Source organism: Arthrobacter sp. B055-34 (assembly GCF_059090425.1).
Genome location: NZ_JBNHFQ010000003.1, coordinates 483,768 through 510,500 on the forward strand (window position 1 = coordinate 483,768; position 26,733 = coordinate 510,500).

At 63.6% G+C, this 26,733-nt stretch carries 21 protein-coding genes; 11 read left to right on the forward strand and 10 right to left on the reverse strand.

Annotated elements, in window-relative coordinates; translation table 11 throughout:
- Positions 1-100: 100 nt before the first annotated feature.
- The 7 genes from purU (AC5RWO_RS08265) to glyA are packed head-to-tail and all read right to left on the reverse strand — an operon-like array spanning position 101 to position 8,789.
- A complete protein-coding gene (gene purU, locus AC5RWO_RS08265) occupies positions 101-994 on the reverse strand; it encodes a formyltetrahydrofolate deformylase (RefSeq protein ID WP_498730919.1) in 894 nt (297 codons plus the stop codon).
- Positions 984-2,384, reverse strand: a complete 1,401-nt coding sequence (locus AC5RWO_RS08270; RefSeq protein WP_498730831.1) for an L-serine ammonia-lyase — start codon at positions 2,382-2,384, stop codon at positions 984-986. The genes purU (AC5RWO_RS08265) and AC5RWO_RS08270 overlap by 11 nt, the downstream gene beginning before the upstream one ends.
- Positions 2,384-3,013, reverse strand: a complete 630-nt coding sequence (locus AC5RWO_RS08275) for a sarcosine oxidase subunit gamma (RefSeq protein WP_498730833.1) — start codon at positions 3,011-3,013, stop codon at positions 2,384-2,386. The genes AC5RWO_RS08270 and AC5RWO_RS08275 overlap by 1 nt, the downstream gene beginning before the upstream one ends.
- Positions 3,006-5,933 (reverse strand): sarcosine oxidase subunit alpha family protein, encoded by a 2,928-nt coding sequence (locus AC5RWO_RS08280; protein ID WP_498730835.1) that lies wholly within the window; start codon positions 5,931-5,933, stop codon positions 3,006-3,008. The genes AC5RWO_RS08275 and AC5RWO_RS08280 overlap by 8 nt, the downstream gene beginning before the upstream one ends.
- Positions 5,930-6,259: a sarcosine oxidase subunit delta gene (locus AC5RWO_RS08285; RefSeq protein ID WP_498730836.1), complete on the reverse strand. Its 330-nt coding sequence runs from the start codon at positions 6,257-6,259 to the stop codon at positions 5,930-5,932. Before AC5RWO_RS08285 ends, AC5RWO_RS08280 begins: the two co-directional genes overlap by 4 nt.
- A 14-nt stretch (positions 6,260-6,273) precedes the next feature.
- On the reverse strand, positions 6,274-7,491 hold the full coding sequence (locus AC5RWO_RS08290) for a sarcosine oxidase subunit beta family protein (RefSeq protein WP_074699704.1): 1,218 nt from the start codon (positions 7,489-7,491) through the stop codon (positions 6,274-6,276).
- Complete coding sequence (gene glyA / locus AC5RWO_RS08295) at positions 7,491-8,789, reverse strand: serine hydroxymethyltransferase (protein ID WP_498730837.1); 1,299 nt, start codon at positions 8,787-8,789, stop codon at positions 7,491-7,493. The genes AC5RWO_RS08290 and glyA overlap by 1 nt, the downstream gene beginning before the upstream one ends.
- Positions 8,790-8,925: 136 nt before the next feature.
- Here glyA and AC5RWO_RS08300 point away from each other — a divergent pair, with 136 nt between their 5' ends.
- On the forward strand, positions 8,926-9,597 hold the full coding sequence (locus AC5RWO_RS08300) for a GntR family transcriptional regulator (protein ID WP_498730839.1): 672 nt from the start codon (positions 8,926-8,928) through the stop codon (positions 9,595-9,597).
- A 42-nt stretch (positions 9,598-9,639) separates the two neighbouring features.
- Here the strand turns inward: AC5RWO_RS08300 and AC5RWO_RS08305 are convergent, their stop codons facing one another.
- Positions 9,640-11,148, reverse strand: coding sequence for a PucR family transcriptional regulator (locus AC5RWO_RS08305; RefSeq protein ID WP_498730841.1), 1,509 nt, complete (start codon positions 11,146-11,148; stop codon positions 9,640-9,642).
- Between the two features lie 108 nt (positions 11,149-11,256).
- Between AC5RWO_RS08305 and AC5RWO_RS08310 the strand changes: the two genes are divergently transcribed.
- From AC5RWO_RS08310 to AC5RWO_RS08335, 6 genes are all read left to right on the forward strand, one after another.
- Entirely contained in the window at positions 11,257-12,804 is a 1,548-nt protein-coding gene (locus AC5RWO_RS08310; protein ID WP_498730843.1) for a purine-cytosine permease family protein, read from the forward strand.
- Positions 12,805-12,978: 174 nt separating this feature from the next.
- A complete protein-coding gene (locus AC5RWO_RS08315; RefSeq protein WP_498730844.1) occupies positions 12,979-13,452 on the forward strand; it encodes a nucleoside deaminase in 474 nt (157 codons plus the stop codon).
- A gap of 161 nt (positions 13,453-13,613) precedes the next feature.
- Complete coding sequence (locus AC5RWO_RS08320) at positions 13,614-15,014, forward strand: MFS transporter (protein WP_498730846.1); 1,401 nt, start codon at positions 13,614-13,616, stop codon at positions 15,012-15,014.
- 51 nt (positions 15,015-15,065) lie between these two features.
- Positions 15,066-16,322, forward strand: a complete 1,257-nt coding sequence (locus tag AC5RWO_RS08325; protein ID WP_498730848.1) for an aminopeptidase P family protein — start codon at positions 15,066-15,068, stop codon at positions 16,320-16,322.
- 98 nt (positions 16,323-16,420) lie between these two features.
- Complete coding sequence (locus AC5RWO_RS08330) at positions 16,421-17,239, forward strand: IclR family transcriptional regulator (protein ID WP_498730849.1); 819 nt, start codon at positions 16,421-16,423, stop codon at positions 17,237-17,239.
- Between the two features lie 103 nt (positions 17,240-17,342).
- Positions 17,343-18,146, forward strand: coding sequence for an IclR family transcriptional regulator (locus AC5RWO_RS08335; protein ID WP_498730851.1), 804 nt, complete (start codon positions 17,343-17,345; stop codon positions 18,144-18,146).
- Here AC5RWO_RS08335 and AC5RWO_RS08340 read toward each other — a convergent pair.
- Entirely contained in the window at positions 18,120-19,316 is a 1,197-nt protein-coding gene (locus AC5RWO_RS08340; RefSeq protein ID WP_498730853.1) for an aromatic ring-hydroxylating oxygenase subunit alpha, read from the reverse strand. The two genes, AC5RWO_RS08335 and AC5RWO_RS08340, sit on opposite strands and share 27 nt — an antisense overlap.
- 83 nt (positions 19,317-19,399) lie before the next feature.
- Entirely contained in the window at positions 19,400-20,602 is a 1,203-nt protein-coding gene (locus AC5RWO_RS08345; RefSeq protein ID WP_498730855.1) for an NAD(P)/FAD-dependent oxidoreductase, read from the reverse strand.
- A 306-nt stretch (positions 20,603-20,908) separates the two neighbouring features.
- On the opposite strand from AC5RWO_RS08345, the gene AC5RWO_RS08350 reads away from it, so the two are divergent.
- The 4 genes from AC5RWO_RS08350 to AC5RWO_RS08365 are packed head-to-tail and all read left to right on the forward strand — an operon-like array spanning position 20,909 to position 26,719.
- The gene (locus AC5RWO_RS08350; protein ID WP_498730921.1) at positions 20,909-21,259 is read left to right on the forward strand and encodes a bifunctional 3-phenylpropionate/cinnamic acid dioxygenase ferredoxin subunit; all 351 of its coding nucleotides are present in this window, start codon (positions 20,909-20,911) and stop codon (positions 21,257-21,259) included.
- A gap of 32 nt (positions 21,260-21,291) precedes the next feature.
- On the forward strand, positions 21,292-23,205 hold the full coding sequence (locus AC5RWO_RS08355) for a BCCT family transporter (RefSeq protein ID WP_498730857.1): 1,914 nt from the start codon (positions 21,292-21,294) through the stop codon (positions 23,203-23,205).
- A gap of 33 nt (positions 23,206-23,238) precedes the next feature.
- A complete protein-coding gene (gene purU, locus AC5RWO_RS08360) occupies positions 23,239-24,207 on the forward strand; it encodes a formyltetrahydrofolate deformylase (protein WP_498730858.1) in 969 nt (322 codons plus the stop codon).
- A 22-nt stretch (positions 24,208-24,229) separates the two neighbouring features.
- Positions 24,230-26,719, forward strand: a complete 2,490-nt coding sequence (locus AC5RWO_RS08365; RefSeq protein WP_498730860.1) for a GcvT family protein — start codon at positions 24,230-24,232, stop codon at positions 26,717-26,719.
- Positions 26,720-26,733 lie beyond the last annotated feature (14 nt).

Consider the following 26,733-nt stretch of genomic DNA (forward strand, 5'->3'; position numbering starts at 1 on the left):
GCCCTCACCTCAGAAGGTGAGAGCCGCCGTCGTTGTTTGCCCGCGGTGCCGCAGGCCGCGCCGGGTCAGGTCAGGTCAGGTCAGGTCAGATCAGATCGTGCTAGCGCAGCACTACGGTCCGGTTTCCGTGCAGGATGACGCGGCCTTCGCAGTGCCACTTCACCGCGTTGGAGAGCGCCTTGCATTCGGTGTCGCGCCCGGCCGCGACCAGGTCCTCGGGGCCGAAGGTGTGGTCCACGTCCACCAGCTGCTGGGCGATGATCGGGCCCTCGTCCAGCTCGCTGTTGACGTAGTGCGCGGTGGCGCCCACGGTTTTGACACCGCGATCGTAGGCCTGATGGTACGGCTTGGCACCCTTGAAGCTGGGCAGGAAGGAGTGGTGGATGTTGATCACGCGGCCGGCCATCCGGGTGGCCAGCGAGTCGCTGAGCACCTGCATGTAGCGGGCCAGGACCACCAGGTCCACCTCGAACCGGTCCACCAGTTCCAGCAGCTTCGCCTCGGCCTCCGGCTTGGTGTCCGGGGTGACCGGGATGTGGAAGAACGGGATGCCGTGCCACTCCACCAGCCGCTGGTGGTCGCGGTGGTTGGACACTACGGCGACGATCTCCACAGGCAACTCCCCCGTGCGTGCGCGGAAGAGCAAGTCGTTCAGGCAGTGCCCGAATTTGGAGACCATGATCATCACGCGCCGCTTGGCCCCGTGCCGGTCGAGCTCCCAGCTCATCCCGAAACGTTCGGCCACCGGCCCCAAGTCTTTGCGCAGGGCTTCCTCGTCCAGCATCTCTCCGGTCGAGGAGGCCACATGGACCCGCATGAAGAAGTGGCCCAGGCGTCTGTCGTCGAACTGCTTGAGTTCAACGATGTTGCAGCCGTGTTCCAGCAGCACGCCGCTGACGGCGTGCACAATGCCCGGCGCCTCCCGGCAGTCCAGGGTCAGCACCAGCTCGGACGCCGCTTCGGCGCCCGGTGCGGGCTGTTGTTCAGCACTCAATGACGTTGACGGCCAAGCCACCACGGGAGGTCTCCTTGTACTTGATCTTCATATCTTTGCCGGTCTCGCGCATCGTTTTGATGGCCTGGTCCAGGGAGACCTTGTGCTCACCGTCGCCCTGCAGGCAGAGCCGCGCGGCGTTGATCGCCTTGACGCTGGCGATCGCGTTGCGCTCGATGCAGGGAATCTGCACCAGTCCTCCCACAGGATCACAGGTCAGCCCCAGGTTGTGCTCGATGCCCACTTCGGCAGCGTTTTCAACCTGTTCGGGTGTCCCGCCCAGCACCGCGCACAGCGCGCCGGCGGCCATGGAGCAGGCCGAGCCCACTTCGCCCTGGCAACCGACTTCTGCACCGGAGATGGACGCGTTCTCCTTAAAGAGGATACCCACTGCCGCCGCCGTGAGCAGGAACTCCACCACGCCGTCGTCATCTGCACCCGGGACGAACCGGGTATAGAAGTGCAGCACGGCCGGGATGATGCCGGCCGCTCCGTTGGTCGGAGCGGTAACAATCCTGCCGCCGGAGGCATTCTCCTCGTTGACCGCCAGCGCGTAAAGATTGACCCACTCCATTGCCCAGAGCGGATCCGACTGCGGGCTGCCGCTGGTGGCGGCCGCCGTCTCGATCTGGCGGAGCTTGCGCCGCAGTTCAGGAGCACGACGGCGGACCTTCAGTCCCCCGGGCAACCTCTCCTCCGTGCGGGTACAGCCGTTTTCCACGCACTCCTGCATGACCGCCCAGATGTGCAGCAGCTGCGAGCGCAGCTCGGCTTCGCTGCGCCAGGTGAGCTCGTTGGCCAGCATGACCTGCGCGATGGAGAGGCCCTCGGTCCGGCAGTGCGCCAGCAGCTGGGCGCCGGTGGTGAACGGGTACGGCAGGACGGTGGAGTCTTCGACGATCCGGTCCGCTCCGGCCGCATCCTCGTCCACTACAAAGCCGCCGCCCACTGAATAGTAGGTGCGTTCGCGCAGCAGGTCCCCGGCGTCGTCGTACGCGAAGAAGGTCATGCCATTCGGGTGCGCCGGCAAGGCCTTGCGGCGGTGCAGGATCACATCGGCGTCCCAGTCGAAGGACACCTGATGCTCACCGGCCACCGCCAGCTTGCGCGCGGCGACGGCGTCGCGGACCTGCGCGTCCGCCGTGTCCGTATCCACCGTCTCCGGGTCCTGGCCCTGCAGGCCCAGCACCACGGCCTTGTCCGAGCCGTGGCCGAAGCCGGTGGCGCCCAGCGAGCCGAACAGCTCGGCCCGGACGCGGGCAACTGCGTTCAGCTGCCTGTCCCGGACCAAGCCGTCGGTGAACCGCTTGGCCGCCCGCATCGGCCCCACCGTGTGCGATGAGGAGGGGCCGATGCCAACGGAAAACAGATCCAGTGCGCTGAGCGCCATTACGGTACCTCGGGTGAGGCGAACTCCGTGATGGCGTCCAGCAGCCAGCGTGCGGTGTAGTCCGCGAAGGAGGCGCGCGGCAGGATCCGGTAGGTCTGCGCTCCGCCTTCCTCAGCCGTCTGCCACAGCAGCACCGGTACCGGGCCGAGCTGGGTCATGACCGCGGTGCCCGGGGTGAAGGCCCGCGGGTGCAGGTCCACGTGGCAGCCCTTCTCCAGCACGGCGCGTGCCGAGGGGCCGGTCAGTTCCAGCGTGGTGCGGTTCGCCGACACATCGACGACGGCGCCCGGCTCGGCACCAAGGGCCTCGGTCAGCGCCGCGGTGGCGTTGGAGCCTTCCGGGCCGACCAGCAGGAACTCGTCCGGGCCCAGCCACAACAGGGCGGTCCCGTCAACGGCGCCCGTCACCTGTCCGTGGACTGCCGGCAGCGAGAGGCCCAGAGCGGCCTCCAGGGCCTTGGCCCCGGCCGAACCCGGCTCCGCCCGCAAGCCGACCATGTTCAGGAACGGGATCTCGCGCAGGCTCACGCCCCGTTCGCCGGACACGGCGCCTTCGCGGATTGCGTCTTCCAGATGTGCCAGCGGACTGCGGCGCAGAGCTGCAATGTCAGTCAATACCTGTTCAGCCATCACGACGGCTCCCTTCGGGATCGTAAAGTACGGGTTCTGCGATGACAACGTCCACAAGCTGCCCGCCGAGCGGGGCCTGCAGCGTCTCACCGATGCGGTTGCGGCCATTCTTGATCAGGGCCAGTCCGAAGCTGCGGCCCAGCGCGGCACTGTGGTAGCTGGAGGTCACATGGCCCTCCATCGGCACCGGGGCTTCGGCCGGGGCGATGCGGGTACCCTGGTTGACCAGCTGCGCACCCTCCGGCAGGCGGAACGACTTGTCCACCGGCAGGACGCCCACCAGCTGCTTGCGGTCCTCGCGAACGTTGTCCGCACGAGAGTAGGAACGCTTGCCCACGAAGTCCTTGGCCTTGGAGACCACCCATTCCATCCCCGCGTCCTGCGGGGTGACGGTGCCGTCCGTGTCCTGGCCGACGATGATGAAGCCCTTTTCGGCGCGGAGCACGTGCATGGTTTCGGTGCCGTACGGGGTGATGTTGAACTCCGCGCCAGCCTCGGCCACGTCTTCCCAGACCTTGAGGCCGTACCAGGAGGACACGTTGATCTCGAACGCCAGCTCGCCGGAGAACGAGATCCGGCAGACGCGCGCCGGAATGCCGGACGCGAGCGTGGTCTCCTTGAACGCCATGAACGGGAACGCGTCGTTGTCCAGATCCAGCTCCGGCGCCAGCTTGGCGATCACGGCGCGGGACTTCGGACCCACCACGGCTACGGTGGTGTACTGCTCCGTGACGGAGTTGCAGACCACGTCCAGCTCGGGCCATTCGGTCTGCAGCCATTCCTCCAGCCAGTCCAGCACCTTGGCGGCGCCGCCGGTGGTGGTGGTCATGAAGTAGCGGTCCTCGTCGAGGCGCAGGGTCACGCCGTCGTCGAAAATCATGCCGTCAGGGGTACACATCAGGCCGTAGCGGCCCAGCCCCGGCTTGAGCTTCTTGAACGCGTTGGTGTACATCCGGTTGAGGAACTCACCGGCGTCCTTGCCGCGGATCTCGATCTTGCCCAGCGTGGTGGCGTCCATGAAGCCGACGCTCTCACGCACGGCGGCGCATTCGCGCAGCACGGCCGTATCCATGTCCTCGCCCGGAAGCGGGAAGTACCAGGGGCGCTTCCACTGTCCGACGTCCTCGAACAAGGCGCCGTGGGCCACATGCCACGGATGGATCGAGGTCAGCCGCGCCGGGTCGAAGAGCTCCCCGCGCTGGCGCCCGGCCAGTGCCGTGAAGGCCACCGGCGTGTACGGGGCGCGGTAGGCGGTGGTGCCGATGCTGCCGATGTCCGTGTTGTTCAGCGCCGCCGCGATAACGCCGATGGCGTTGATGCCGGAGGTCTTGCCCTGGTCGTTGGCGGTGCTGATCGAGGTGTAGCGCTTCACGTGCTCCACGCTGCGCATGCCGGCACCGGTGGAACGCAGCACGTCGGCCACGGTCTGGTCGCGCTGGAAGTCCACAAAGTGGGTCTTCCAGCCGGCGGCATCGCCTTCGAGTCCCGGAACCAGCCACAGCGGGCGGATCGGGGCAAAGGTCTCGGGTGCGGCAGCGGGAACCAGCGCGTTGGCGCGGAAGCCGGCCCGGGTGGCGGCCTCGGCACCGGCCTGGGCGCCTTCCTCGAGGCAGCCGGCCAGATCCAGGTTGCCGTTGAGGGCACCGGCGGTCTGCTGGTCCTTGACCTCGCGGCCGGGGACGAACGCGGCGAGCGCCTCGTCCCACTTCAGCTGGCGCTCACGCTGGCTGTGCAGGTGGACCACGGGGGTCCAGCCGCCGGAGACGGCAAGGAGATCCGTTTCGATCTTCTCCGGTTCGCCGGTCAGCTGCCCGTCGGCGTCCAAAGCGCTTACGACGACGGCGCTGATCCTTCCGCCGTCGTTGTTGCCTTCGGTGTCCACCACGGCGCTGCCGGTGATCAGGCGGATGCCCGCGGAGGCCAGGGCCTCGGCTGCGTCGCCGGCGACCTCGGGCCGGGAATCGACCACGGCCGCGATCCCGATGCCGGCTGCCTGCAGGTCGGCGACCAGCTTGTAGGCAGAGTCATTGGTGGTGGCAACAACAACATTGTGTCCGGCCGCAACTGCGTAGCGGTTCAGGTAGCTGCGCACGGCGGAGGCCAGCATGATGCCGGGACGGTCATTGTTCGCGAAGACGATCGGGCGCTCGTGCGCACCGGTGGCGAGTACCACCTGCTTGGCGCGGACATGCCAGATGCGTTCGCGGGAGACGCCGGCGCCAAGTTCGCCGGTCAGGTGGTCGGTGCGGCGCTGCACGGCGACGACGAAGTTGCTGTCGTAGCTGCCGAACGCGGTGGTCCGCGAGAGGTAGGTGACCTCCTCGGCGGCAGCCAGTTCGGCGGTGGTCCGGGCGATCCAGTCCTGCGCGGGCAGGCCGTCAATGACCTCGTCCCGGCCGGACAGCAGCGAGCCGCCGGCTTCGGGCTGCTCGTCCATCAGGATGACGCGGGCGCCGCTCTTGGCAGCTTCGCGGGCGGCGGCCAGTCCGGCGGGGCCGGCGCCGACAACCAAGACATCGGTGTGGACGTACTTACGGTCGTACACGGCCTTGTCCGTGCGCGGGTCCAGCTGGCCCAGGCCCTGGAGCAGCTTGGCATCCAAGCCGTCCGTCAGCTCAACGGTGGTTGCCGGCAGCATGGACTCGTCCACGTGGCCTTCGAAACGGGCGCTGATCTTGACCAGGGCGTTCGCTTCTTCCACGCCGGCGGAGAGGATGCCGCGGGGACGGTCGAGGTAGAGCGAGTTTCCTGCCGTGACCTTGCCGGCAGCGAGCATTGCCGATGCCAGGGTGTCACCGGCGAAGCCGCTGAAGACCTCGCCGTCGAGCGTAAAGTCCAGGGGCTTGGTGCGGTCGATCCGCGCAGCGGTGCTGGCTTCAGCGGCGAGCCGCTGGGACTGGTTGGCACTGGGGGCGGTCACTTCGCTCCTCCTTCAACTGACTGGACCTTGGCGCCGGCTACGTTGCCGGCGTCGATCTGTGGTTTCTTTTCGCCGGGCTTGTACACGGCCTTGATGTCATAGCTGATGGTGTCGCGCACCGCGTTGAACCAGCGCCGGCAGCCGGTGCTGTGCACCCAGCGCTCGGCAAAGAGGCCCTTGGGATTGGCGCGGTAGAAGAGGAACTTTGCCCACTCCTCGTCGCTGAGCTGGTTGGGGTCTTCGGGGTAGGCCACGTGGGCCTCGCCGCCGTAGTGGTATTCGGTTTCGTCGCGCGGCCCGCACCAGGGGCATTCGATCAGAAGCATCGTGGTTTTCCTTCCTAGTGGGCTACGGCTGCGGCGCCGTGTTCGTCGATCAGGTGCCCGGTTTCGAAGCGGTCCAGGGCGAACGGGGCGTTGAGCGGGTGCGGCTCGTCCATCGCGATGGTGTGGGCGAAGGTGAAGCCGGCGCCCGGGGTGCCCTTGAATCCGCCGGTGCCCCAACCGCAGTTCACGTACAGCTGGTCGATGGGGGTCTTGGAGATGATCGGGGATGCGTCCATGGTGGTGTCCACGATGCCGCCCCAGGTGCGCAGCACGTGGGCACGGGCAAAGATCGGGAAGAGTTCGACGGCGGCAGCCATCTGCTCCTCGATCACGTGGAAGGCGCCGCGCTGGCCGTAGCCGTTGTAGGAGTCGATGCCGGCGCCCATGACCAGTTCGCCCTTGTGCGCCTGGGAGACGTAGACGTGCACGTGGTTGGACATGACCACCGTGGGGTGCACGGGTTCGTGCAGTTCGGAGACCAGGGCCTGCAGCGGGTGGGACTGGATGGGCAGTTCGAAACCGGCCAACTCGGCCAGCACGGAGCTGTGTCCGGCACCGGCCAGGGCCACCTTGCCGGCGTTGATCCGGCCGCGGTTGGTTTCGACGCCGACCACGCGGTTGCCGTCCTTGATGAAACCGGTGACCTCGCAGTTCTGGATGATGTCCACGCCCATCTCGTCGCACTTGCGGGCGAAGGCCCAGGCCACGTGGTCGTGCTTGGCGATGCCGGCGCGCGGCTGGTAGGTCGCGCCCATGATCGGGTAGCGGATGTCGTCCCCGATGTTAATGATTGGGCAGAGTTCCTTGACCTGCTCCGGGGTGATCCACTCTGCGTCCACACCATTGAGCACGTTGGCGTTGACCCGGCGTACGCTCTCGCGCACGTCCTGCAGGGTGTGCGCGAGGTTCATGACACCGCGCTGGCTGAAGAGGAAGTCGTATTCCAGTTCCTCGGGCAGCTGCTCCCACAGCTTCAGCGAATGCTCGTAGATGCCCGCGCTCTCGTCCCACAGGTAGTTGGAACGGATGATGGTGGTGTTGCGGGCCATGTTCCCGCCGGCCAGCCAGCCTCGCTCCAGCACGGCGATATTGGTCATGCCAAAGTTCTTGGCCAGGTAATACGCGGTGGCCAAGCCATGTCCGCCGCCGCCGACAATAACGGCGTCGTACGAAGATTTGGGCTCAGGATTCCGCCACAGGAAATCCGGGTGCTCTGGCAGCAGGTCAGCCATTACAGTGCTCCGTTCGAAGTATCAGCATTCAGATTCGGGTAGAGGGGGAATTTGCCGGCAAGGACGGTGACGCGACCCTGCAGCTCCGAGGTCAGTTCCTCGGTCAGTTCGTGGGTCAAAGCCGTGGCGATGATGTCGGCGACCTCGGCGAATTCAGCATCCCCGAAGCCACGCGTAGCCAGCGCCGGGGTACCGATCCGCAGGCCGGAGGAAACCATCGGCGGGCGCGGGTCGAACGGGACGGCATTGCGGTTGACGGTGATGCCCACGCGGTGCAGCCGGTCTTCGGCCTGCTGGCCATCCAACTCGGAGTTGCGCAGGTCCACCAGCACCAGGTGGACGTCGGTTCCGCCGTTGACCAGGCTGATGCCGGCCGCGGCCACATCGTCCTGCAGCAGGCGGTCGGCCAGCAGTCGCGCACCCTGCAGCGTCCGCTGCTGGCGTTCCTTGAACTCCGGTGACGCTGCCATCTTGAAGGCGACGGCTTTGCCGGCGATGACGTGCTCCAGCGGGCCGCCCTGCTGGCCAGGGAAAACGGCCGAGTTGATCTTCTTGGCCAGCTCCTGCTTGGACAGGATCACGCCGCCGCGGGGACCGCCGAGGGTCTTGTGGGTGGTGGTAGTAACGACGTCGGCGTAGGGCACCGGGTTCGGGTGCAGTCCGGCGGCGACCAGCCCGGCGAAATGCGCCATGTCGACCATGAGGTAGGCGCCGACCAGATCGGCGATGCGCCGGAACTCCGCGAAGTCCAGCTGCCGGGAGTAAGCGGACCAGCCGGCCACAATCAGCTTCGGCTTATTCTCGACGGCGAGCCGCTCGACTTCGGCCATGTCGATCTTGTGGTCTTCCTCGGACACTCCGTAGGAAACAACGTTGTAGAGCTTGCCGGAGAAGTTGATCTTCATGCCGTGGGTCAGGTGGCCACCATGGGCCAGGTCCAGGCCGAGGATGGTGTCGCCCGGGTTAAGCAGCGCGAACATTGCGGCCGCATTGGCCTGTGCACCGGAGTGCGGCTGCACGTTGGCGGCCTCGGCGCCGAAGAGTTCCTTCACCCGGTCGATGGCCAGCTGCTCGATCACGTCGACGTGCTCGCAGCCGCCGTAATAGCGCCGTCCGGGGTAGCCCTCGGCGTACTTGTTGGTCAGGACTGAGCCTTGGGCTTCCATCACTGCGGTCGGGGCGAAGTTCTCGGAAGCGATCATTTCCAGCGTGGACTGCTGGCGATCCAACTCCTGGCCTATGGCTGCGGCAACCTCTGGGTCAGCGGTTGCCAGCGTGGTGGTCAGGGTAGACACCATTCGTTCTCTCCTTTGAACAACAACTAATGTGTATCTGATATATCAGAACTGATTGCAATAGTATGATGGTGATCACACACTGTCAACAGCAGTAAGATTTAGCCCGAATCAACCCGCCCAGCCAAGGAGCGAGCCCATGAGCATCATTGCTGAGTCGGCGCACAGCGCCGACCTGTCCCTCTCGCTGGCCGAGCGCGCCTACCGTGAACTTCGGGACAAACTGATCATGCTGGACATCCGCCCCGGGGAACCGATCAATGACGGGCAGCTGGCGGCTGAGATGGGTATCGGCCGCACGCCCGTCCGCGAGGCGCTCAAGCGTCTGGAAATCGACCACATGGTCACCTCCTACCCGCGCCGAGGAACCTTTGCCACCATCGTTGACATCACCGCTCTGGCCGATGTTTCCGAGCTAAGGCAGGCCCTGGAACCGCTGGCAGCTCGACGGGCGGCGCGCATGGCCGGCCCCGAGGTGAAGGAAGAACTGCACAACCTGGCCCGGGACATTGAACGCCTCGACGGCCAGAAGCCCGAGAAGCACGCGCTGATGCGCTACGACCTGAGCGTGCACCGGCTAATTTACAAAGCGGCAGGCAACCAGCATCTGGAAGAAACCCTCATCCGGCTGGACAACCTCGCCACCCGGATCTGGTGCCTGGTGCTGGACCGAGTACCATCGATCGCCGGACACATCACCGAACATGTGGAACTGCTGGACGCGATTGTTGCCGGCGACGCAGACAAAGCCAGCACCCTGGCGCTGGAACACGTCACCAGCTTCGAAGAGACCATCCGCAAGGTTCTCTAGTTTCAACGGAAGGCCGGCATCCGCGGGTCGCACCTATCCGCTTCAGGACGAACGGAGGTAGCGCCCCAACCGTGCAGCCAAATGAAGCCCGGCCAGCCTGTCGGTACCGCGCGGGTCCCCGCCGATGAGCTCGAAGATCTTCTCCAGCCGGTTGTACAACGACTGGCGCTCAAGGTGCATGGCCCGCGCAGTTTCAGCGGTATTGCAGCCGGAGGCCAACCATTCGTCAAACGTTTCGAGTAAACGCGAACGTCGGGCGTCATCGTGTGCAATGAGCCCGCCGAGGAGTTCATCCACCACGTGGTGAATTGCTTCATCCCCGGAAGCTTGAGACGCCAAGCGTTCTATCACGAAGGCATCGGCGTCGATAACGGAACCAGGGCCCGTCCCCGCGGGGGCCAGATCGAAAGTCAGCCTCGTCTCGGCAAGAGACCGCGCCGCATCGGCGATCCCCGCCGACACAGGACCGACCACCAACACCTGGGGTTGGTCGACGACACCCGCTTTCAGCTCCGACAATAGCGTCGCCCGACGGGCACGTGACCCCTTGACGGGAAGGGCTGCGACAGCGACCATTTCTTGCTGCTGGACATAAACAATGGCCTTTGTCCGGTATTTGCGGACCAGCCTCTCGACGCCGGCCCAGCGACAGCCGGCACCCAGCGGCCTGCCGAGAACGACCACAAACTGGTCGTCAGGATCCATGCCAGCGGTTCGGCAAAGCTGCCTTAGCCGCTGGCCCTGGACTCCGCTCAAAATTGATCGCACCAACTCCTTGCCCGCTACGTCTACAAGATCCGGTGCGTGCCGTCCATGCAGCGCCAGCGCCAGGATGCTCGCTGCCCGCTCACCAACAACCTGCGCCCAGGAGCTGTCGCCATCCGTCTTGGGGCGGAGGCGCAAGGAAGCCGTCACCGTACCGCGCTGGGAGATATCGAATTCGAGCGGTGGGAACTCAACCTCGGATTGAGGTTCGGCGGCAGCCGGCGCCGCCGCCTCCTCAATGACCGTTCCCGCGCCGTCCATCACAGCCACATCGGCAGGGATCTGCTTGGCCAGGAGTTGCAGGAGCTCCTTCAAACCGCCGCCGTTCGCCAGTTCTGCTGCCAGGTTTTGGGACAGAACATCCGCTTGGCGCAGAAGATCCACCGACCGGGTGACCAGGAGGCTGTTAATTGACTGGGCGATCTGCACAAAGGGTGCAACTTTCCTCAGTTCAATCAAGGGCAAATCATGCGCCTCGGCAGTCTGGATCAGATCGGCGGGAATTGTCTTCAATGGTCCGCCTGATTCGATGCCGAGGGCCGCGATACTGCGGGCAGCGAGGTCACGGATGTATTGCCGCCGCTGTTCCGCGGATGCAGCCGCGAGCTCCACACCGCCTGTCAGGAGCAGCTCTCCGCCGCTGAGCAGCGGAGCGATATCCATAACTTCGCTCGAATGGACCCACCGCACCTGACGTCCAGGCACAGATGCGGCGCCAGCACGGACAAGGGGACCAGCCCTTCGGAACGCCTCGTGGCTGAGCACCTCTTCGAGCTCGATATTCATTGACGATCTGTCCATTTCCGTTAGCGCTTATGCGACATATCGAATATAGATCATGTGACTCAGCACACATAACATTGACGCAGTCCCAAAACTCACCGGAGGAATCCAATGATTCAGAACCAACAGGGCACCCCTTCTTCCCCCGCAGCAGGCTCTTCGTCCCACGACGATGTGGAGCAAGACCTGCAGTGCATTCCCGAGTCCTCCCGCACGCGAAAAGTCTCAGGCCAGTTCTGGATCTGGGCAGGCGCGAACCTCGCACCCATCAACTGGGTTCTCGGAGCACTCGGAATTAACCTTGGCCTCGGCTTCGCCGACACAATCACTGTTCTCGTCCTCGGAAACTTGATCGGCATGGTGCTGTTCGGTTTCTTCGTTCTGCTCGGACAGAAAACCGGGGCAACCGGAATGGTCCTCGCACGTGCAGCATTCGGCCGACGCGGCAACTACATACCGGCAGCCATTCAGGCAACGCTGGGCATCGGCTGGTGCGCAGTCAACACCTGGATCATCCTCGACCTGGTCATGGCCCTGTTCGGGAGCATCGGCTGGGTTGACCCGACTCAGGAAAATTACGGCTGGAAGATCGGTGTTGCCGCACTGATCATGGGACTGCAGGTCCTGATCGCGTTCTTCGGCTACAAGGCCATCGCTGCCTTCGAACGCTGGACCGTTCCGCCCACGATCCTGGTCCTCATCGCCATGTCCGCTGTCGCGTGGTTCGGCATGGATATCGACTGGAGCTACGCCGGTCCGGCAGGAGAAATCCTCACCGGCACCGAACGCATCGCTGCCATGAGCGCCGTCATGACCGCCATCGGCATCGGCTGGGGAATCACTTGGTTCACCTACGCCGCGGACTACTCACGCTTCGTGAGCACCAAGACATCGAAGAAGCGCCTGTACCTGGCTTCGGTGCTAGGCCAGTTCATCCCCGTCGTTTGGCTCGGTGTACTTGGCGCCAGCCTCGCTACGAAGAGCGGAAGCATCGATCCCGGCCAGCTCATCGTGGAAAACTACGGAGCCCTGGCCATCCCCGTCCTGCTGATGGTTCTGCACGGCCCCATCGCCACAAACATCCTGAACATCTACACGTTCTCAGTGGCAGCCCAGGCCCTCGATGTCCGTATCAAGCGGCGCGTTCTGAACCTGATTGTGGGCGTCTTCGCCCTGATCGCCGTTATCTTCTTCATCTACCAGACCAACTTCGCAGCTGTGCTCGACTCTTGGCTCATCGGCCTCGTCGCCTGGGTTGCATCATGGGGAGGCATCATGCTGGTCCACTACTACGGCATCGAGCGCCGCCACCCGCAGGACCCGACTCGCCTCTTCGATCCCATCGGCACCCACCGGCTGCCCGTCGTGAACTGGGCCGGCGTTACCGCCCTGTTCGCGGGCATCTTCGCCACCTGGCTGTTCATGTACGGCATCCTCCCCGCCACGCAGGGACCCATCGCCGTCGCAATGGGCGGACTGGACCTGTCCTGGCTCGCCGGCGGACTGACGAGCGCCACGGTGTACTCAATTCTCGGCCCGCGTATTCATCGCCGCTACGCCGCCAGCATCTCCAGCATCTCCACGCCGGAGCCCGCCGCCGCAGTGAAGGACCAAGAGCGGGGCCGCCACTTGGACGCCACCTATGGCGGCGTATCCTGACGGCCTTCCCATCAGCAAGTCACTGAGTAATCCTTTGGAGTGCGGGCTATTGCTTGCCGTTACTTGACGCTCTCCCCCGGTACGGCCGGAGCTGACACCCAGCTCGGGCCGTACAGGCGTTCCGCGCTAAAGACGCAACACAAGATCCTCGACCCACTAACGAACCGGAGCATCATGCCTACCTTGTCACAACCCAATTTCGAAGCCGCCGTGGAAGCTGCACGCAAGAGCATGTCAACGGGCGGCATTCCCATCGGTGCCGCCCTTGAGCGAAACGGCCAGTTGATCGCCACGGGACACAACCAGCGGTTTCAGCAAGGGGACCCAACTGCCCACGGAGAAATTGATTGCATTCGGGCAGCAGGCCGCCAGAACACCTATACCGACACGGTTCTCTACACCACACTGGCCCCCTGCGCGATGTGCGCTGGAACGATCATCCAGTTCAAAATTCCAACCGTCGTCGTGGGCGAATCCGCCACTTTCCCAGGTGAACTGGACCTGCTGCGGTCACGGGGTGTTGAGGTCATCGTCCTCAACGATGAGCGGTGCGCACAGCTTATGCAGGACTTCCAGCGGGCCCAGCCGGAGCTGTGGGCGGAAGACATCGGCGAACTCACCGACAACCAGATGAACCACCTCAAATAGATTGCCGTTAAGCAACGCTGTTGCGCGCCCTTCCCGGAAACTCCGGGAAGGGCGCGCTTTTTCTATGTCTGACACGGTTGACAGTGACACACAGCACATCTATGGTTGACGCAACACTGTTGCAGTGAATGCAACTTCACCAAATCTGGATGGTTTTCCCCATGAAACTGAGCAAAACTCGGGCAGGCAATAGCGCCCCCGTTCCAGGAACGAAAGACGCACCCGCAGTGGCCTTCTCCAACGACGGCCGCCCCTCCCTCAGCGGCCAACGTCGGCTTGAGGCAAAAGTCGGCCGGGATACCCGCCGCAAAGTCATCGCCGCCAGCTTTATCGGCAACTTCGTCGAATGGTTCGACTACGCCGTCTACGGCTACCTCGCCGTCACCATCACCGCCGTATTCTTCCCTGAATCTGATCCCCAGACCGGACTCCTGCTGACTTTCGCCCTCTTCGCCATCTCCTTCCTGGTGCGCCCTCTGGGCGGCTTTGTCTGGGGGCATATCGGCGATCGGATCGGCCGGCGTACCGCCCTGTCCTGGTCGATCCTGATCATGTCCGCGGCTACCTTCTGCATCGCGCTGATCCCCGGCTACGCGACCATCGGCATCTGGGCCCCCATCCTGTTGCTGATCATCCGGGTTGTGCAGGGCTTTTCCGCATCCGGCGAATATGCCGGTGCATCCGCCTTCCTCGTCGAGTACGCACCGCCGAACCGACGCGGGCTCTATGCCGCCGTCGTTCCTGCCAGCACCGCCACCGGGCTGCTGCTCGGTTCGCTCCTCGCAGCGCTGCTGACCGGTCTGCTCGACGACAGCCAGATGCAGGACTGGGGATGGCGCCTGCCGTTCCTACTGGCCGCCCCCATGGGCCTGATCGGCCGCTACATCCGGACCAAGCTGGAGGACACCCCGGCCTTCCGGGCGTTGGCAGAGGAAGACCACGCCGTCAAGGCACCGGTCAAGGACATGTTCCGCACTCACTGGCGCCAGCTGCTGCAGGCTGTCGGCGCGGTGCTGCTGAACGCCGTCGGCTTCTACGTCATCCTCAGCTACATGCCGACCTATCTGTCAGAAGAGCTGGGCCTGGGCGCCACCGAGTCCTACATCGCGACGACGATCGCCCTGCTGACCTACATCGGCTTCATCTTCCTGACCGGCATGCTCTCGGACCGCTTCGGCCGCAAGAAGGTCCTCATCTCCGCCTCCGTGCTGTTCATTCTGCTGACCATTCCCGCGTTCAGCCTGCTGGGTACCGGCAACTTCCTGGTCATAGTCCTGGTCCAGATCCTGCTCGGCGCCATGCTGACGCTCAATGACGGCACGCTTCCCAGCTTCCTGGCCGAGATGTTCCCGACCCGCGTGCGCTACAGCGGCTTCGCGGTGAGCTTCAATCTCTCCAACGCCCTCTTCGGTGGAACCGCACCGATGATGGCGACACTGCTGATCGCCGCAACCGCGAACGATCTGGCGCCGGCGTTCTATCTCGTGGCCGCCGCCGTCATTTCACTGGTCGCCGTCGCGCTGTCCCGCGAAACCAGCAATCAGCCATTGCGGCACGAATAGATGCTTCCCTCGCACACGTCAAAAACGACACAACATCCTTTAGGAGATTCAATGACCATCGCAGCTGCTCCCGCCAACTCCGTCGCCGGACTCGAACGGCTGAAGACCCTCCACAACGGCACCAAGCAGAAGCTCACCTTCTCGGACGCCGAGTTCGAACGCCGCCTGACCGGACTGCGCCGGATCATGGCCGCGAAGGAACTCGACGCCGTCATCCTCACCAGCTACCACGGCATCAAGTACTACTCCGACTTCCTCTACACCACCTTCGGCCGCAACTACGCGCTGGTGGTCACCGCGAACAACTCGACCACCATCACCGCGAACATCGACGCCGGCATGCCCTGGCGCACCAGCTACGGCGAAAACATCGTCTACACCGACTGGCGCCGCGACAACTTCTACTACGGCCTCCAGGAGGCCCTGAAGCGCGACGGCGTGAAGGCTGCCCGCATCGGCGTCGAAGACGACGCCCTGCCGCTGATGACCCGCCAGTCCATTGCCGCCGCCTTCGACGGCGCGACCCTGGTGGACGTCTCCCAGGACGCGATGCGCCAGCGCATGATCAAATCCGCCGAGGAGATCGAGGTCATCAAACACGGCGCCCGCATCGGCGACCTCGGCGGCGAAGCCATCAAGGCCGCCATCCGCGAAGGCATCACCGAATACGAAGTCGCCCTCATCGGCACCGAAGCCATGGTCCACGAAATCGCCAAGACCTTCCCGCACCGCGAAGTGCGCGACACCTGGGTCTGGTTCCAGTCCGGCATCAACACCGACGGCGCCCACAACTGGGCCACCACCCGCAAACTCCAGCAAGGAGACATCCTCTCCCTGAACTGCTTCCCGATGACCTCCGGCTACTACACCGCCCTCGAACGCACCCTCTTCCTCGGCCAGCCCGACGAACGCTCCCTGCAACTGTGGAACGTCAACGTCGAAGTCCACCGCCGCGGCCTGGAACTGATCAAGCCCGGCGCCGTCTGCAAGGACATCGCCGCCGAACTCAACGAAATCTACATCGGCCACGGCCTGCTCCCGAACCGCACCTTCGGCTACGGCCACTCCTTCGGCGTCCTCTCCCACTACTACGGCCGCGAAGCAGGCCTGGAACTACGCGAAGACATCGACACCGTCCTCGAACCCGGCATGGTCGTCTCCATGGAACCGATGATCACCGTCCAAGACGGCGAACCCGGCGCCGGCGGCTACCGCGAACACGACATCCTCGTCATCGGCGAAGACGGCACCGTCGAAAACATCACCAAATTCGGCTTCGGCCCCGAAAACAACATCATCAACGCCTAATACAACACATTCGAAGGCGGAAGTGGAGTGAATGCGGCGCAGACGGACACCCGTCTGCGCCGCATTCACGCGTTCCATGGGCCAGAATGGACACCACCATGAGTAATACATCTGCATCCGGTTCAGCTGCACCCGCAAACGACGGCGGCACGTCCGATGTGCGCGGCGCTTCCGTCCTGGTCAATGCCATCGAGGTCCTTCGCTGCTTTACTGCGGAACAACCGCTGCAAGGAGTCACGGAGATTGCGGCGCAGGTGGGCCTGCACAAGAGTACAGTCTCGCGCATCCTGGCTACCTTGGAACAGGAGGACTTGGTTGAACGCGACGCCGCGTCGCGACGGTTCAAATTGGGTCTGGGGCTGATAGCCGTCGCGGGTCCGCTGCTGGCTGATCTGGATGAGCGCCGGGCGGCCTACCCTGTGCTGCAGGAATTGACCGAGCTTACCGGCGAAACCAGTGCCCTTATGGTCTGGAACGGCAGTGAGTCCGTCTGTGTGGAGCAACTGCCCAGCCGGCAGCAAGTCAAGCACACCACTCCTCTGGGCACCCGCTACAACACCGCGGTCAGTTCCTCGGTCCAGGTATTCCTGGCCGGCGAAGGGACCGAACGGGCACGGACACGGCTGACCAGCGGGCAGATTATCCTCGCCGCCCCTACGCAGGAGAACGTGGAGGAGTATCTGACACGGCTCAAGCAGGTTTCGTCGCAGGGCTATGCCACCAACTATGGGGAGACCTCGCTGGACGAAGTGGGCGTCGCCGCCCCTGTCCTCGACCACCGCGGCGATCTCGCTGCCTGTGTCATGCTCGCAGCTCCCCGTTACAGGGTGTCCACCGATCAGCTTCAGACACTGGTGGAAGCCTGCACCGCAGCCGCACGCAAAGTCACCGTCCGGCTCGGCGGAAATCCCGCTTGACTCCCTCACTATGAAAGAGGTCCCATGTTCGAACGGCAAGGTGATAAAGCCGCCTCCTTCCGCATGGTGCCTGCAGCCTCCCCATGTCTGAGAGCATGTTCATATGCCTGTAACTGACTTTAATATCGACGACGAGAGTCCGGAGGCCGGCCGCGGCGTTCAGTCGGTCGACCGCGCCATCACGGTTCTCGAAATACTCGCGCGTATGGGGTCTGCCGGAGTGAGTGAGATTGCCGAAGAAATGGGCGTGCACAAATCCACGGCCTCCCGGCTCCTGGCGTCGCTCGATCAGCGAGGGATGGTCCAGCAGAACTCGGAGCGCGGCAAGTATCAGCTCGGTTTTAGCATTCTCCGTCTTGCCAATTCCATTCCAGGCAGGCTGAGCCTGGTCCGCGAAGCACGGCCCGTATTGGAAGCCTTGGCCGAACAGTACAAGGAAACCGTGAATCTGGCCGTCCTGCGCTCCAACTACGCAGTCAACGTGGATCAGGCGATGGGCCCTTCCACCCTGTCCACGCATGACTGGATCGGCAGCCTCACGCCGCTCCACGCCACCTCCAGCGGCAAGGTGCTGCTTGCGGCGCTAACATCGGAACAGCGGCAAAGGATCCTTAAGGAGACCGGGCTCCCGGCCCAAACCGCCCGGACCATTACCTCCAAACAGGAACTTGAGAAGGAGCTGCTCGAGGTGGGCAGTTCAGGCTACGCCGTCGTCTCCGAAGAATTCGAGATAGGCCTCAGCGCGATCGCCGTTCCCGTATATGACCACCTCGGGACGGTCATCGGCGCGGTCAGCATGTCCGGTCCTTCGTTCCGCTTCAAGCCCAAGGAAACGCCCGGCCTGATCGAGGATCTCAAACAGGCCGGGCAAGATATCAGCTCACGGATGGGTTACAGCCCCGAGTGATTCAGGAGCGTCGGGTACGGCGTCGGCCACGGGACCGGAGACCGTACCGGTTCCGTCGAGCATCTGCTGAACCCAGTGGTGGAACGCACCGATATGGTGCTCACTGGGAACCAGGACGCCGCCCTTGGCGTAGATTTTTGAGCCCATGGCAGGCTGGCAGCGCTCGCACGCATCGAAATCCTGCTGATTCACCCGGTGGAACAGCTCTACCGAGGAAGTCAGATCGGTGCCGCTCTCCACAACGCTGGGAAGATAGAGCCAGTCGCATTCGACGATCGTGTGGTCCGCGGCCATGGGGAACATCCGGTGGATGATGACGTGGTCCGGCACCAGGTTGACGAAGACAGTCGGTTTGATCGTAATGGCGTAGTAGCGACGATCCTGATCGTCGCCGATGCCTGGAATCCGGTCCACGCCTTCTGAACCGTCGATGGTGAAGCCCTTAACGTCTTCACCGAACTCCGCGCCGTGGCCGACAAAGTACTGCGCCGCCAGTCCATCAGCGAATTCGGGCAGCACCTCCGTCAGCTCTGGGTGGATGGTAGCGCAGTGGTAGCACTCCATGAAGTTCTCGATGATGAGCTTCCAATTCGCCTTCACGTCGTAGGTGATACGCCGGCCAAGTTTCAGGTTGGCCACGTCGTAGCTCTCGATAGCCTGGACATCGCCGAGACGCTCCTCGATGGCCCCAACAACGTCGTCCTCGAACGACGGCGGCTCATCGGCCAGGCAGAGCCAGACATAGCCGAGGTATTCGCGCACGGCGACGTGGACCAGCCCGTACTTTTCCCTGTCGATATCCGGCATCTTCGTAAGGTTCGGGGCCGCGATCAGCTTGCCATCAAAGTCGTAGGTCCAGGCGTGGTAGGGGCACTGGAAAGAGCGGCCGGCCTCACCGGATTCCTCCATACACAGCTTGACCCCGCGGTGCCGGCAGATGTTGTAGTACGCCCGAATTGCGCCCTTGCGGTTGCGGGTGACGATGACGGACTCGCGGCCAATCTGGACTGTCTTGTAAGCACCCGGCTTCGCCAGGTCCTCGGAACGCACGGCACAGAACCACATCTGTTCAAAGATGCGTTCCTGTTCCTTCCTGAAAATGTCCTCGTCGACATAGGTGTTGCCGGGCAGGGTTGAGATAAGGCTTTCCGAGATGATTTCGGCGGTCATAGGGATACTCCTTGGAAGTGCGAGAAGCGGGAAAGTGCAATCAGATATTTGGAATGGTTGCGGCGCAAGTAACACTGACCGGCTCAAGAAGCGGCCGCGAACTCCCCGACCGGGAGCACGTACTGCTGAGCATTCTTGTTCAGGAACTTGCGCCATTTGGTGAACTGCCGAGTCTGGTCCACACCCAGTACGGCGACCGGTTCGGTACCGGCGTAGTACACGGCCAGGAAACAGCGCTCGGCAACGTTGCCGTGCTCAATTTCGATCCGGTCATGCCCCCCGGCCTGGCCGGCAAACTGAATTCGTGATCCGTACTGATCCGACCAGAAGTACGGCGGATTGACCGGCTGCTGCACTGCGTTTTCGTCCAGCAGGGCGGCCACGGCGAGAGCTGGGCGTTCGTTCGCCCCGGCCCAGTGCTCTACGCGCTGGTGGCTTTGGGTTCGCAGATCGTACCAGGCGGCACAGTCGCCGACAGCGGATACACCGGGGCGGTTGGTCCGGCCCATGGCATCACACAGGACGCCATTGTCCAGCGCGATGCCCGACCCTTCCAGCCATTGAACGTTAGGCTGCGCTCCAATACCAACGAGTACGACGTCGGCAGGCAGCCGCCGGCCATTCTCCAGGACAACTTCGCTCACGGAGGTTCCGCTCATGGTGAAGGAGGAAACGCCGGTCCCACAGAGCAGCTCCACTCCGGCTGCTTCATGAAGACCGGCCACCGCAGCGCCCATTTGGGCTCCGAGCGGGCCTGCCAGCGGTGCAACCGCCTTTTCCACTACGGTCACGTCCATGCCGGCTGCCTTCGCAGTGGAGGCGGTTTCCGCTCCGATGAATCCCGCACCGATGACCACAAGGCGGTGCCCGGAGACCAGCCGGGGCCGCAGTCCCTGCGCATCGGCAAGCGTGCGCAGCGTGAAGACGTTCTGCATGCCTTGCAGCTCGGCCAGCCCGCGGGCCGAAGCGCCTGTGGCGATTATTACCTTGTCTGCGGTGATGCTGCGCCCGTCGTTGAGCGTGATGGTCAAGGACTGGGCGTCGAAGCGCTCTGCACGGACTCCCAGCAGCCATTCCGCGTTCAAGTCCTCGCCGGCTTCTTCCAGCGCGAGGTCCTCCAGACCGATCTTGCCGGCCAGGAAGTCCTTGGACAGCGGCGGCCGATCGTAAGGCCGGGGCGCTTCGTCCCCGATGATGACGAGTCTGCCGGCAAAGCCTTGGGCCCGTGCTGCCCGCGCGGCGGAGAGTCCGGCCAAGGACGCCCCCACGACTACAAGAGTCTGCATAGATTGGCCTTTCACAACACTGGAGAGGTGCACTCCTACACCTTCTGGCTAATAAGCGTTGCTCAATTGCGCCTGTCGCAACTCGCATCGCTATGTGAAACAGCATGAGGCTCGCGAAGATGCTGTGTCAAGAGTCACAAGCGCGTAATTGCCAAGTTTCGGATTATTGCGGATTGTGTGGGCTGCAACACAAAAAACTCTTGACAGATACCCCCTCCAGCGTTCAGGCTGTTGCCTATCGTGAACGAAGTTGTTCATGACGGAACTGCCGCCAAAGAGCGGCCGGCTATGAAAGAGGATCGCTCCATGCATAAGGCATGCCCATTGAAAGAGCTGGCCCCCGGAGACGCGATCCGGCTGGATACGTCCCCTCCCATCGCTGTTTTCCATACAGAGGAGGGCGAGCTCTTCGCCATCGATGATACGTGCACGCATCAGGACGCATCGCTAGCCGATGGGTGGGTCGAGGGCTGTGAAGTGGAGTGTCCGCTGCACGCATCCAAATTCAATTTACGTACGGGAAACGTCGACGCCCCGCCGGCGAAGCTGCCGGTCCGGGTCCATGAAGTCGAGGTGGTGGACGGAATCATTATGGTCCGGGAATCAGGCGACACCCCAAATCTCCCACCTGGTTTGACCGTAGACGGACATATTTAGCTGGGACATGGGTCATCGAGCATAGGAAATTCATGACAACGAATAAAGAACTTGCAGTTGATGATGGCAATCCTGACGATGAGCTCACCGAACTCGTCCGCAAGGATCCGCTGGACGATGACCAGCAAGCCAAACCGCCGGCTGCAGAAGACACTTCACTGGATCAGCAGATCCTGCAGGAACTGCGCGATTCTGAAACAGAGCACGCCGCAGCCCGTCGGAGCCTGGTACCGCGTGGTCTGGACAAGACGGTCTTCGCGGTAGCGGGCGTCCTCGCTCTATGTTTTGTCGCGTGGGGCTTTCTTGGCACCGATAACCTCTCGGCCACTTCCCAGAACGCGCTCAACTGGGTCATGGAAAACACCGGCTGGCTCTTTATCCTGCTCGCCTCTCTCTTCGTTGTCTACGTGCTTTGGCTCGCGCTGGGCCGCTTCGGCAATATCCCGCTGGGTAAGGACGGTGAGAAGCCGGAGTTCAGGACCGTCTCATGGATCTCCATGATGTTCGCCGCCGGCATGGGCATCGGCCTGATGTTTTACGGGGTGGCCGAGCCGATGTACCACTACATCGCCCCACCGCCCGGCAGCGTGAACGGTCAAACACCCGAAGCTATCCAGACCGCCATGGCTACTTCCCTCTTCCATTGGACGTTGCACCCTTGGGCGATGTACGCCGTTGTCGGTGTTGCCATGGCCTATGGGACGTACCGTCTGGGTCGCAAGCAGTTGATCTCCGCCACCTTCACCTCGCTGTTCGGCCACAAGACCGTGGAGGGCCCGGTCGGGAAGTTCATCAACATTCTGGCTATCTTTGCCACGCTCTTCGGCACGGCAGCCTCGCTGGGCCTCGGCGCCTTGCAGATCGGCAGCGGCATGGCCTTCAACGGTTGGGTTGGCGAGCTAGCCACCCCGATCCTGGTGGCCATCGTCGCCGTGCTTACTGTCTGCTTCGTCGCCTCCGCAATTTCCGGCATCCGCCGCGGCATCCAGTGGCTGGCGAATATTAATATGGTCCTCGCCGTCATCCTCGCGCTGATCGTTTTCGTAGCTGGTCCCACGCTCTTCATTCTCAATCTGGTGCCCGCCGCCGTTGGCGACTACGCCCGTGACTTAGCTGAAATGTCTTCACGCACCGAAGCCGTCGGCGACGAGGCCCTGCGTACCTGGATGTCCGGTTGGACAATCTTCTACTGGGCCTGGTGGGTCTCCTGGACGCCGTTCGTAGGCATGTTTATTGCCCGCATCAGCCGGGGCCGAACCATCCGTCAGTTTGTCACCGGGGTGCTCCTTGTTCCCAGCGTCGTCAGCGTGATCTGGTTCGCGATCTTCGGCGGTGCTGCGTTCGGTGTTCAGGAGAAGGCTAATGAAACACCGGACACCAGCGACGGGCTGGTCGATATGGTCGACGGCGAGCCCTCCATCTCCTTCGACGGCGCTCTTTTCGATCTGCTGCAGAACCTCCCGCTGCCGAACATTATCGCGGGCGGGGTGGCCATTCTCGCCATGGTCCTGGTGGGTATCTTCTTCGTTACCGGCGCGGATTCTGCGTCGCTGGTCATGGGCTCGTTGAGCTCCAACGGTGCCGAGGAGCCCTCCAGAGGTGTTGTCATCTTCTGGGGCGTGCTGACTGGTGGAGTTGCGGCGGTCATGCTTCTGGCTGGTGGCGATCAACCCGCTGAGGCTCTCTCCGGGCTCCAGCGAATAACCATTGTGGCAGCCTTGCCCTTCGTCCTGGTCATGCTGCTGATGTGCTTCGCATTGGCCAAGGACCTACGCCGGGACCCGCTCTCCTTGAGGCGGCGGCTGGCAACGTCAGTGGTGGAACGGGCTATTCGGTCCGGTGTAGATCAGCACGGCGGCGTCCATTTCGACCTCGTCACGAGGCACGAATGCGACGAGCAGTGCGCTTCCAGCACTAAATGCCCAACCCGAAGCTCCGGCTCCTAATTTTTTCCTACCGAAATTGCGAGGTATATGACTATGACGGCTCTGGCCACCACTGAATTACTCAACGATGACCTTCCGGCTGGCCGTGTTCACGCGTACGCTGGAAAACACACGGCCCCGTTTGTCCTGACGCTCTCGTGTCCGGAACGTCCCGGCATTGTCCACGCTGTGACCAGCTTCCTGGCCGAGCGCGGCTTCGACATCGCGGAGCACCAGCAATTCGACGACCATGTCAGTGGCACGCTGTTCCTGCGGACAGCTTTTGCGCCGGCGAACCTAACAACTGGATCCGGCGAGGGCAAGGGCAGCGACGCGGATCGCCCGGCGATGGCCGCGGTCTTGACGAAGGAATTCGTAGATGTGGCGGACCGGTTCGGAATGAACTTCGAAATCCATGATGGCAGCCCCAAGCGGCTGCTGGTCATGGTGTCGAAATTCGGCCATTGCCTCAACGACCTGATCTTCCGGTGGCAGGCCGGGAGCCTTGGTGCCGAAATCGCTGTCGTTGTTTCCAATCATGAGGACCTCCGACCGATGGCCGAGGCCGCGGGCCTGCCGTTCGTGCATGTGCCGGTCACTGCCGCTACCAAGGCCGAGGCCGAGCAGCGGCTTCTGGACCTCGTCGCAGAACACGACGCCGACCTAGTGGTGCTGGCACGCTACATGCAGGTGCTCTCGGACGGCCTTTGCGAGGCCTTGCGCGGCCGCGCAATCAATATCCACCACTCGTTCCTGCCCGGCTTCAAGGGCGCCAAGCCGTACCATCAGGCTTACGACCGCGGCGTGAAACTGGTCGGAGCCACCGCCCACTACGTCACTGCCGACTTGGACGAGGGCCCGATCATCGAGCAGGAGGTCTTCCGGGTTGACCACAGCCTGGATCCTGCTTCCCTGGTCACAGTGGGCCGCGATGCCGAGGCCCAGGCCTTGTCCCGCGCCGTGAAATGGCATTGCCAGCACCGCGTCCTGCTCAACAACACCCGCACCGTCGTCTTCCGCTAAACGCGATCCAAGGAGAATACTTATGAGCCACACACCCCGCGTAGTCATCATTGGGGCCGGCATTGTCGGCGCCAATCTGGCCGACGAGCTGGCCACTCGCGGCTGGAACAACGTCACCGTCATCGAGCAAGGACCGCTGCATCTAGCCGGTGGTTCCACCTCGCATGCACCGGGCCTGGTGTTCCAGACCAACCCGTCCAAGACGATGACCGAGCTCGCGGGCTACACGGTGGAGAAGCTGCTCTCGCTCAGTGCGGACGGGCGCTCCTGCTTCAACCAGGTCGGCGGGCTGGAGGTCGCCACCACCGAAGCGCGCCTCGAGGAGCTGAAGCGCCGACTGGGCTTCGCTACCTCCTGGGGTCTTGAAGGCCGGCTGATCGACCCGGATGAGTGCGAGAAGCGCTACCCGATGATTAACCGGGATATGGTCCTGGGCGGACTGTATGTACCCTCCGATGGTCTGGCCTCCGCCGCCCGCGCGGTGCAGTTGCTGATCGAAAAGGCCAGCGAAGCGGGCGTAAAGTTCATCGGCTCCACCCCCGTAACCGGCATCGAGCAGGCCGGCGGCAAGGTCACCGGCGTTGAGACCCCCGACGGCGTGGTGCCTGCGGACATTGTGGTTTCCTGCGCTGGCTTCTGGGGCCCCAAAATCGGTGCCATGGTCGGCATGCCGGTGCCGCTGCTGCCGCTGGCACACCAGTACGTCAAGACCACAGCAGTGCCGGAACTGGCAGGCCAGAACGAACTGCCCAACGGCGCCCGCCTGCCCATCCTGCGCCATCAGGACAAGGACCTGTACTACCGCGAGCATGGTGAGCGGATCGGCATCGGTTCCTACGCCCACCGCCCGATGCCGGTGGATCTGGATGAACTGCCGCAGGTACGGGCAGACCAGATGTCCGAACACCGCATGCCCTCGCGGCTGGAGTTTACCGAAGCCGACTTCCTGCCGTCGTGGCAGGACAGCCAGGAGCTGCTGCCCGCCCTGCGCGGCGCTGAGATTGAGGACGGCTTCAACGGCATCTTCTCCTTCACGCCGGACGGCGGCCCGCTGATAGGCGAGTCGCCCGAGGTCGAGGGCTTCTACCTCGCGGAGGCCGTGTGGGTCACGCACTCGGCCGGCGTCGCCAAGGCCGTCGCCGAACTCCTGGTGGAAGGCCAGTCCAGCACGCCCCTGCATGAGTGCGAGGCGACCCGCTTCGAGAAGATCCAGGTCAGCAAGGAGTACGTCAGCGAAACCTCGCAGCAGAACTTCGTGGAGATCTACGACGTGCTCCACCCGCTGCAGCCACGCGAATCTCCGCGCGACCTCCGGGTCAGCCCGTTCAATGTCCGCCAGCATGAACTCGGCGCATTCTTCCTCGAGTCCGCTGGCTGGGAGCGTCCGCACTGGTACGAGGCCAACAGCGCGCTGCTGCAGGAACTGCCGGAAGAGTGGCAGGCACCGGAGCGGGACAGCTGGTCCAACATGTTCCACTCCCCCATCTCAGCCGCCGAAGCATGGAAGACGCGCACCGCCGTCGCGCTTTATGACATGACCCCGCTGAAGCGCCTTGAGGTGACCGGCCCGGGTGCGCTGGCGCTGTTGCAGCGGCTGAGCACCGGCAACATCGCCAAAAAGCCGGGGGCTGTCACCTACTGCCTGCTGTTGGCGGACGACGGAGGCGTCCGCAGCGATGTCACCATCGCACGTCTTGCTGAGGAGACTTTCCAGCTCGGTGTCAACGGCAACATCGACTTCGACTACTTCCGGGTCGAGGCCCGCAAGCAGTCCGCGGCGGATCCGGCACAGTGGGTCCATGTCTCCGATATCACCGGGGGCACCTGCTGCATCGGGCTGTGGGGGCCGCTCGCCCGCGAGGTCATCGGCAAGGTCAGCGAGGACGACTACACCAATGACTCGCTGCGCTATTTCCGGGCCAAGGAGGTCAATATCGGCGGCATCCCCGTCACGGCCTGGCGGCTGTCCTATGTCGGGGAGCTCGGCTGGGAGCTGTACACCTCGGCGGAGTACGGGTTGAAGCTATGGGATCTGCTCTTCGAAGCCGGCCAGGAGCACGGCATCATCGCAGCCGGCCGCGGTGCCTTCAATAGCCTCCGGTTGGAAAAGGGCTACAGGCTCTGGGGCACCGATGTCACTCCCGAGCACAGCCCGTATGAAGCCGGACTCGGGTTCTCGGTCTTCAAGGACAAGACGGACTTCGTGGGATACGAGGCGTTGGCCGCCCGCCGGGCCGAGCCTGCCTCCAAGGAACTGAAGTGCCTGACGGTCGACGACGGCACGTCCGTAGTGCTGGGTAAGGAACCGGTGTTCGTCAACGGCGAGGCCGCGGGTTACGTCACCAGTGCGGCCTACGCCTACACCATTGGCCGGCCGATCGCCTATGCCTGGCTGCCGGCTGGCCTGGCGGAGGGCGATTCGGTGGAGATCGGTTACTTCGGCCGGAAGGTCGCCGCAACCATCGCTGCCGAGCCGCTGGTGGATCCGAAGATGGAACGGCTGCGTGGGTAGCCGGTGACGGACCA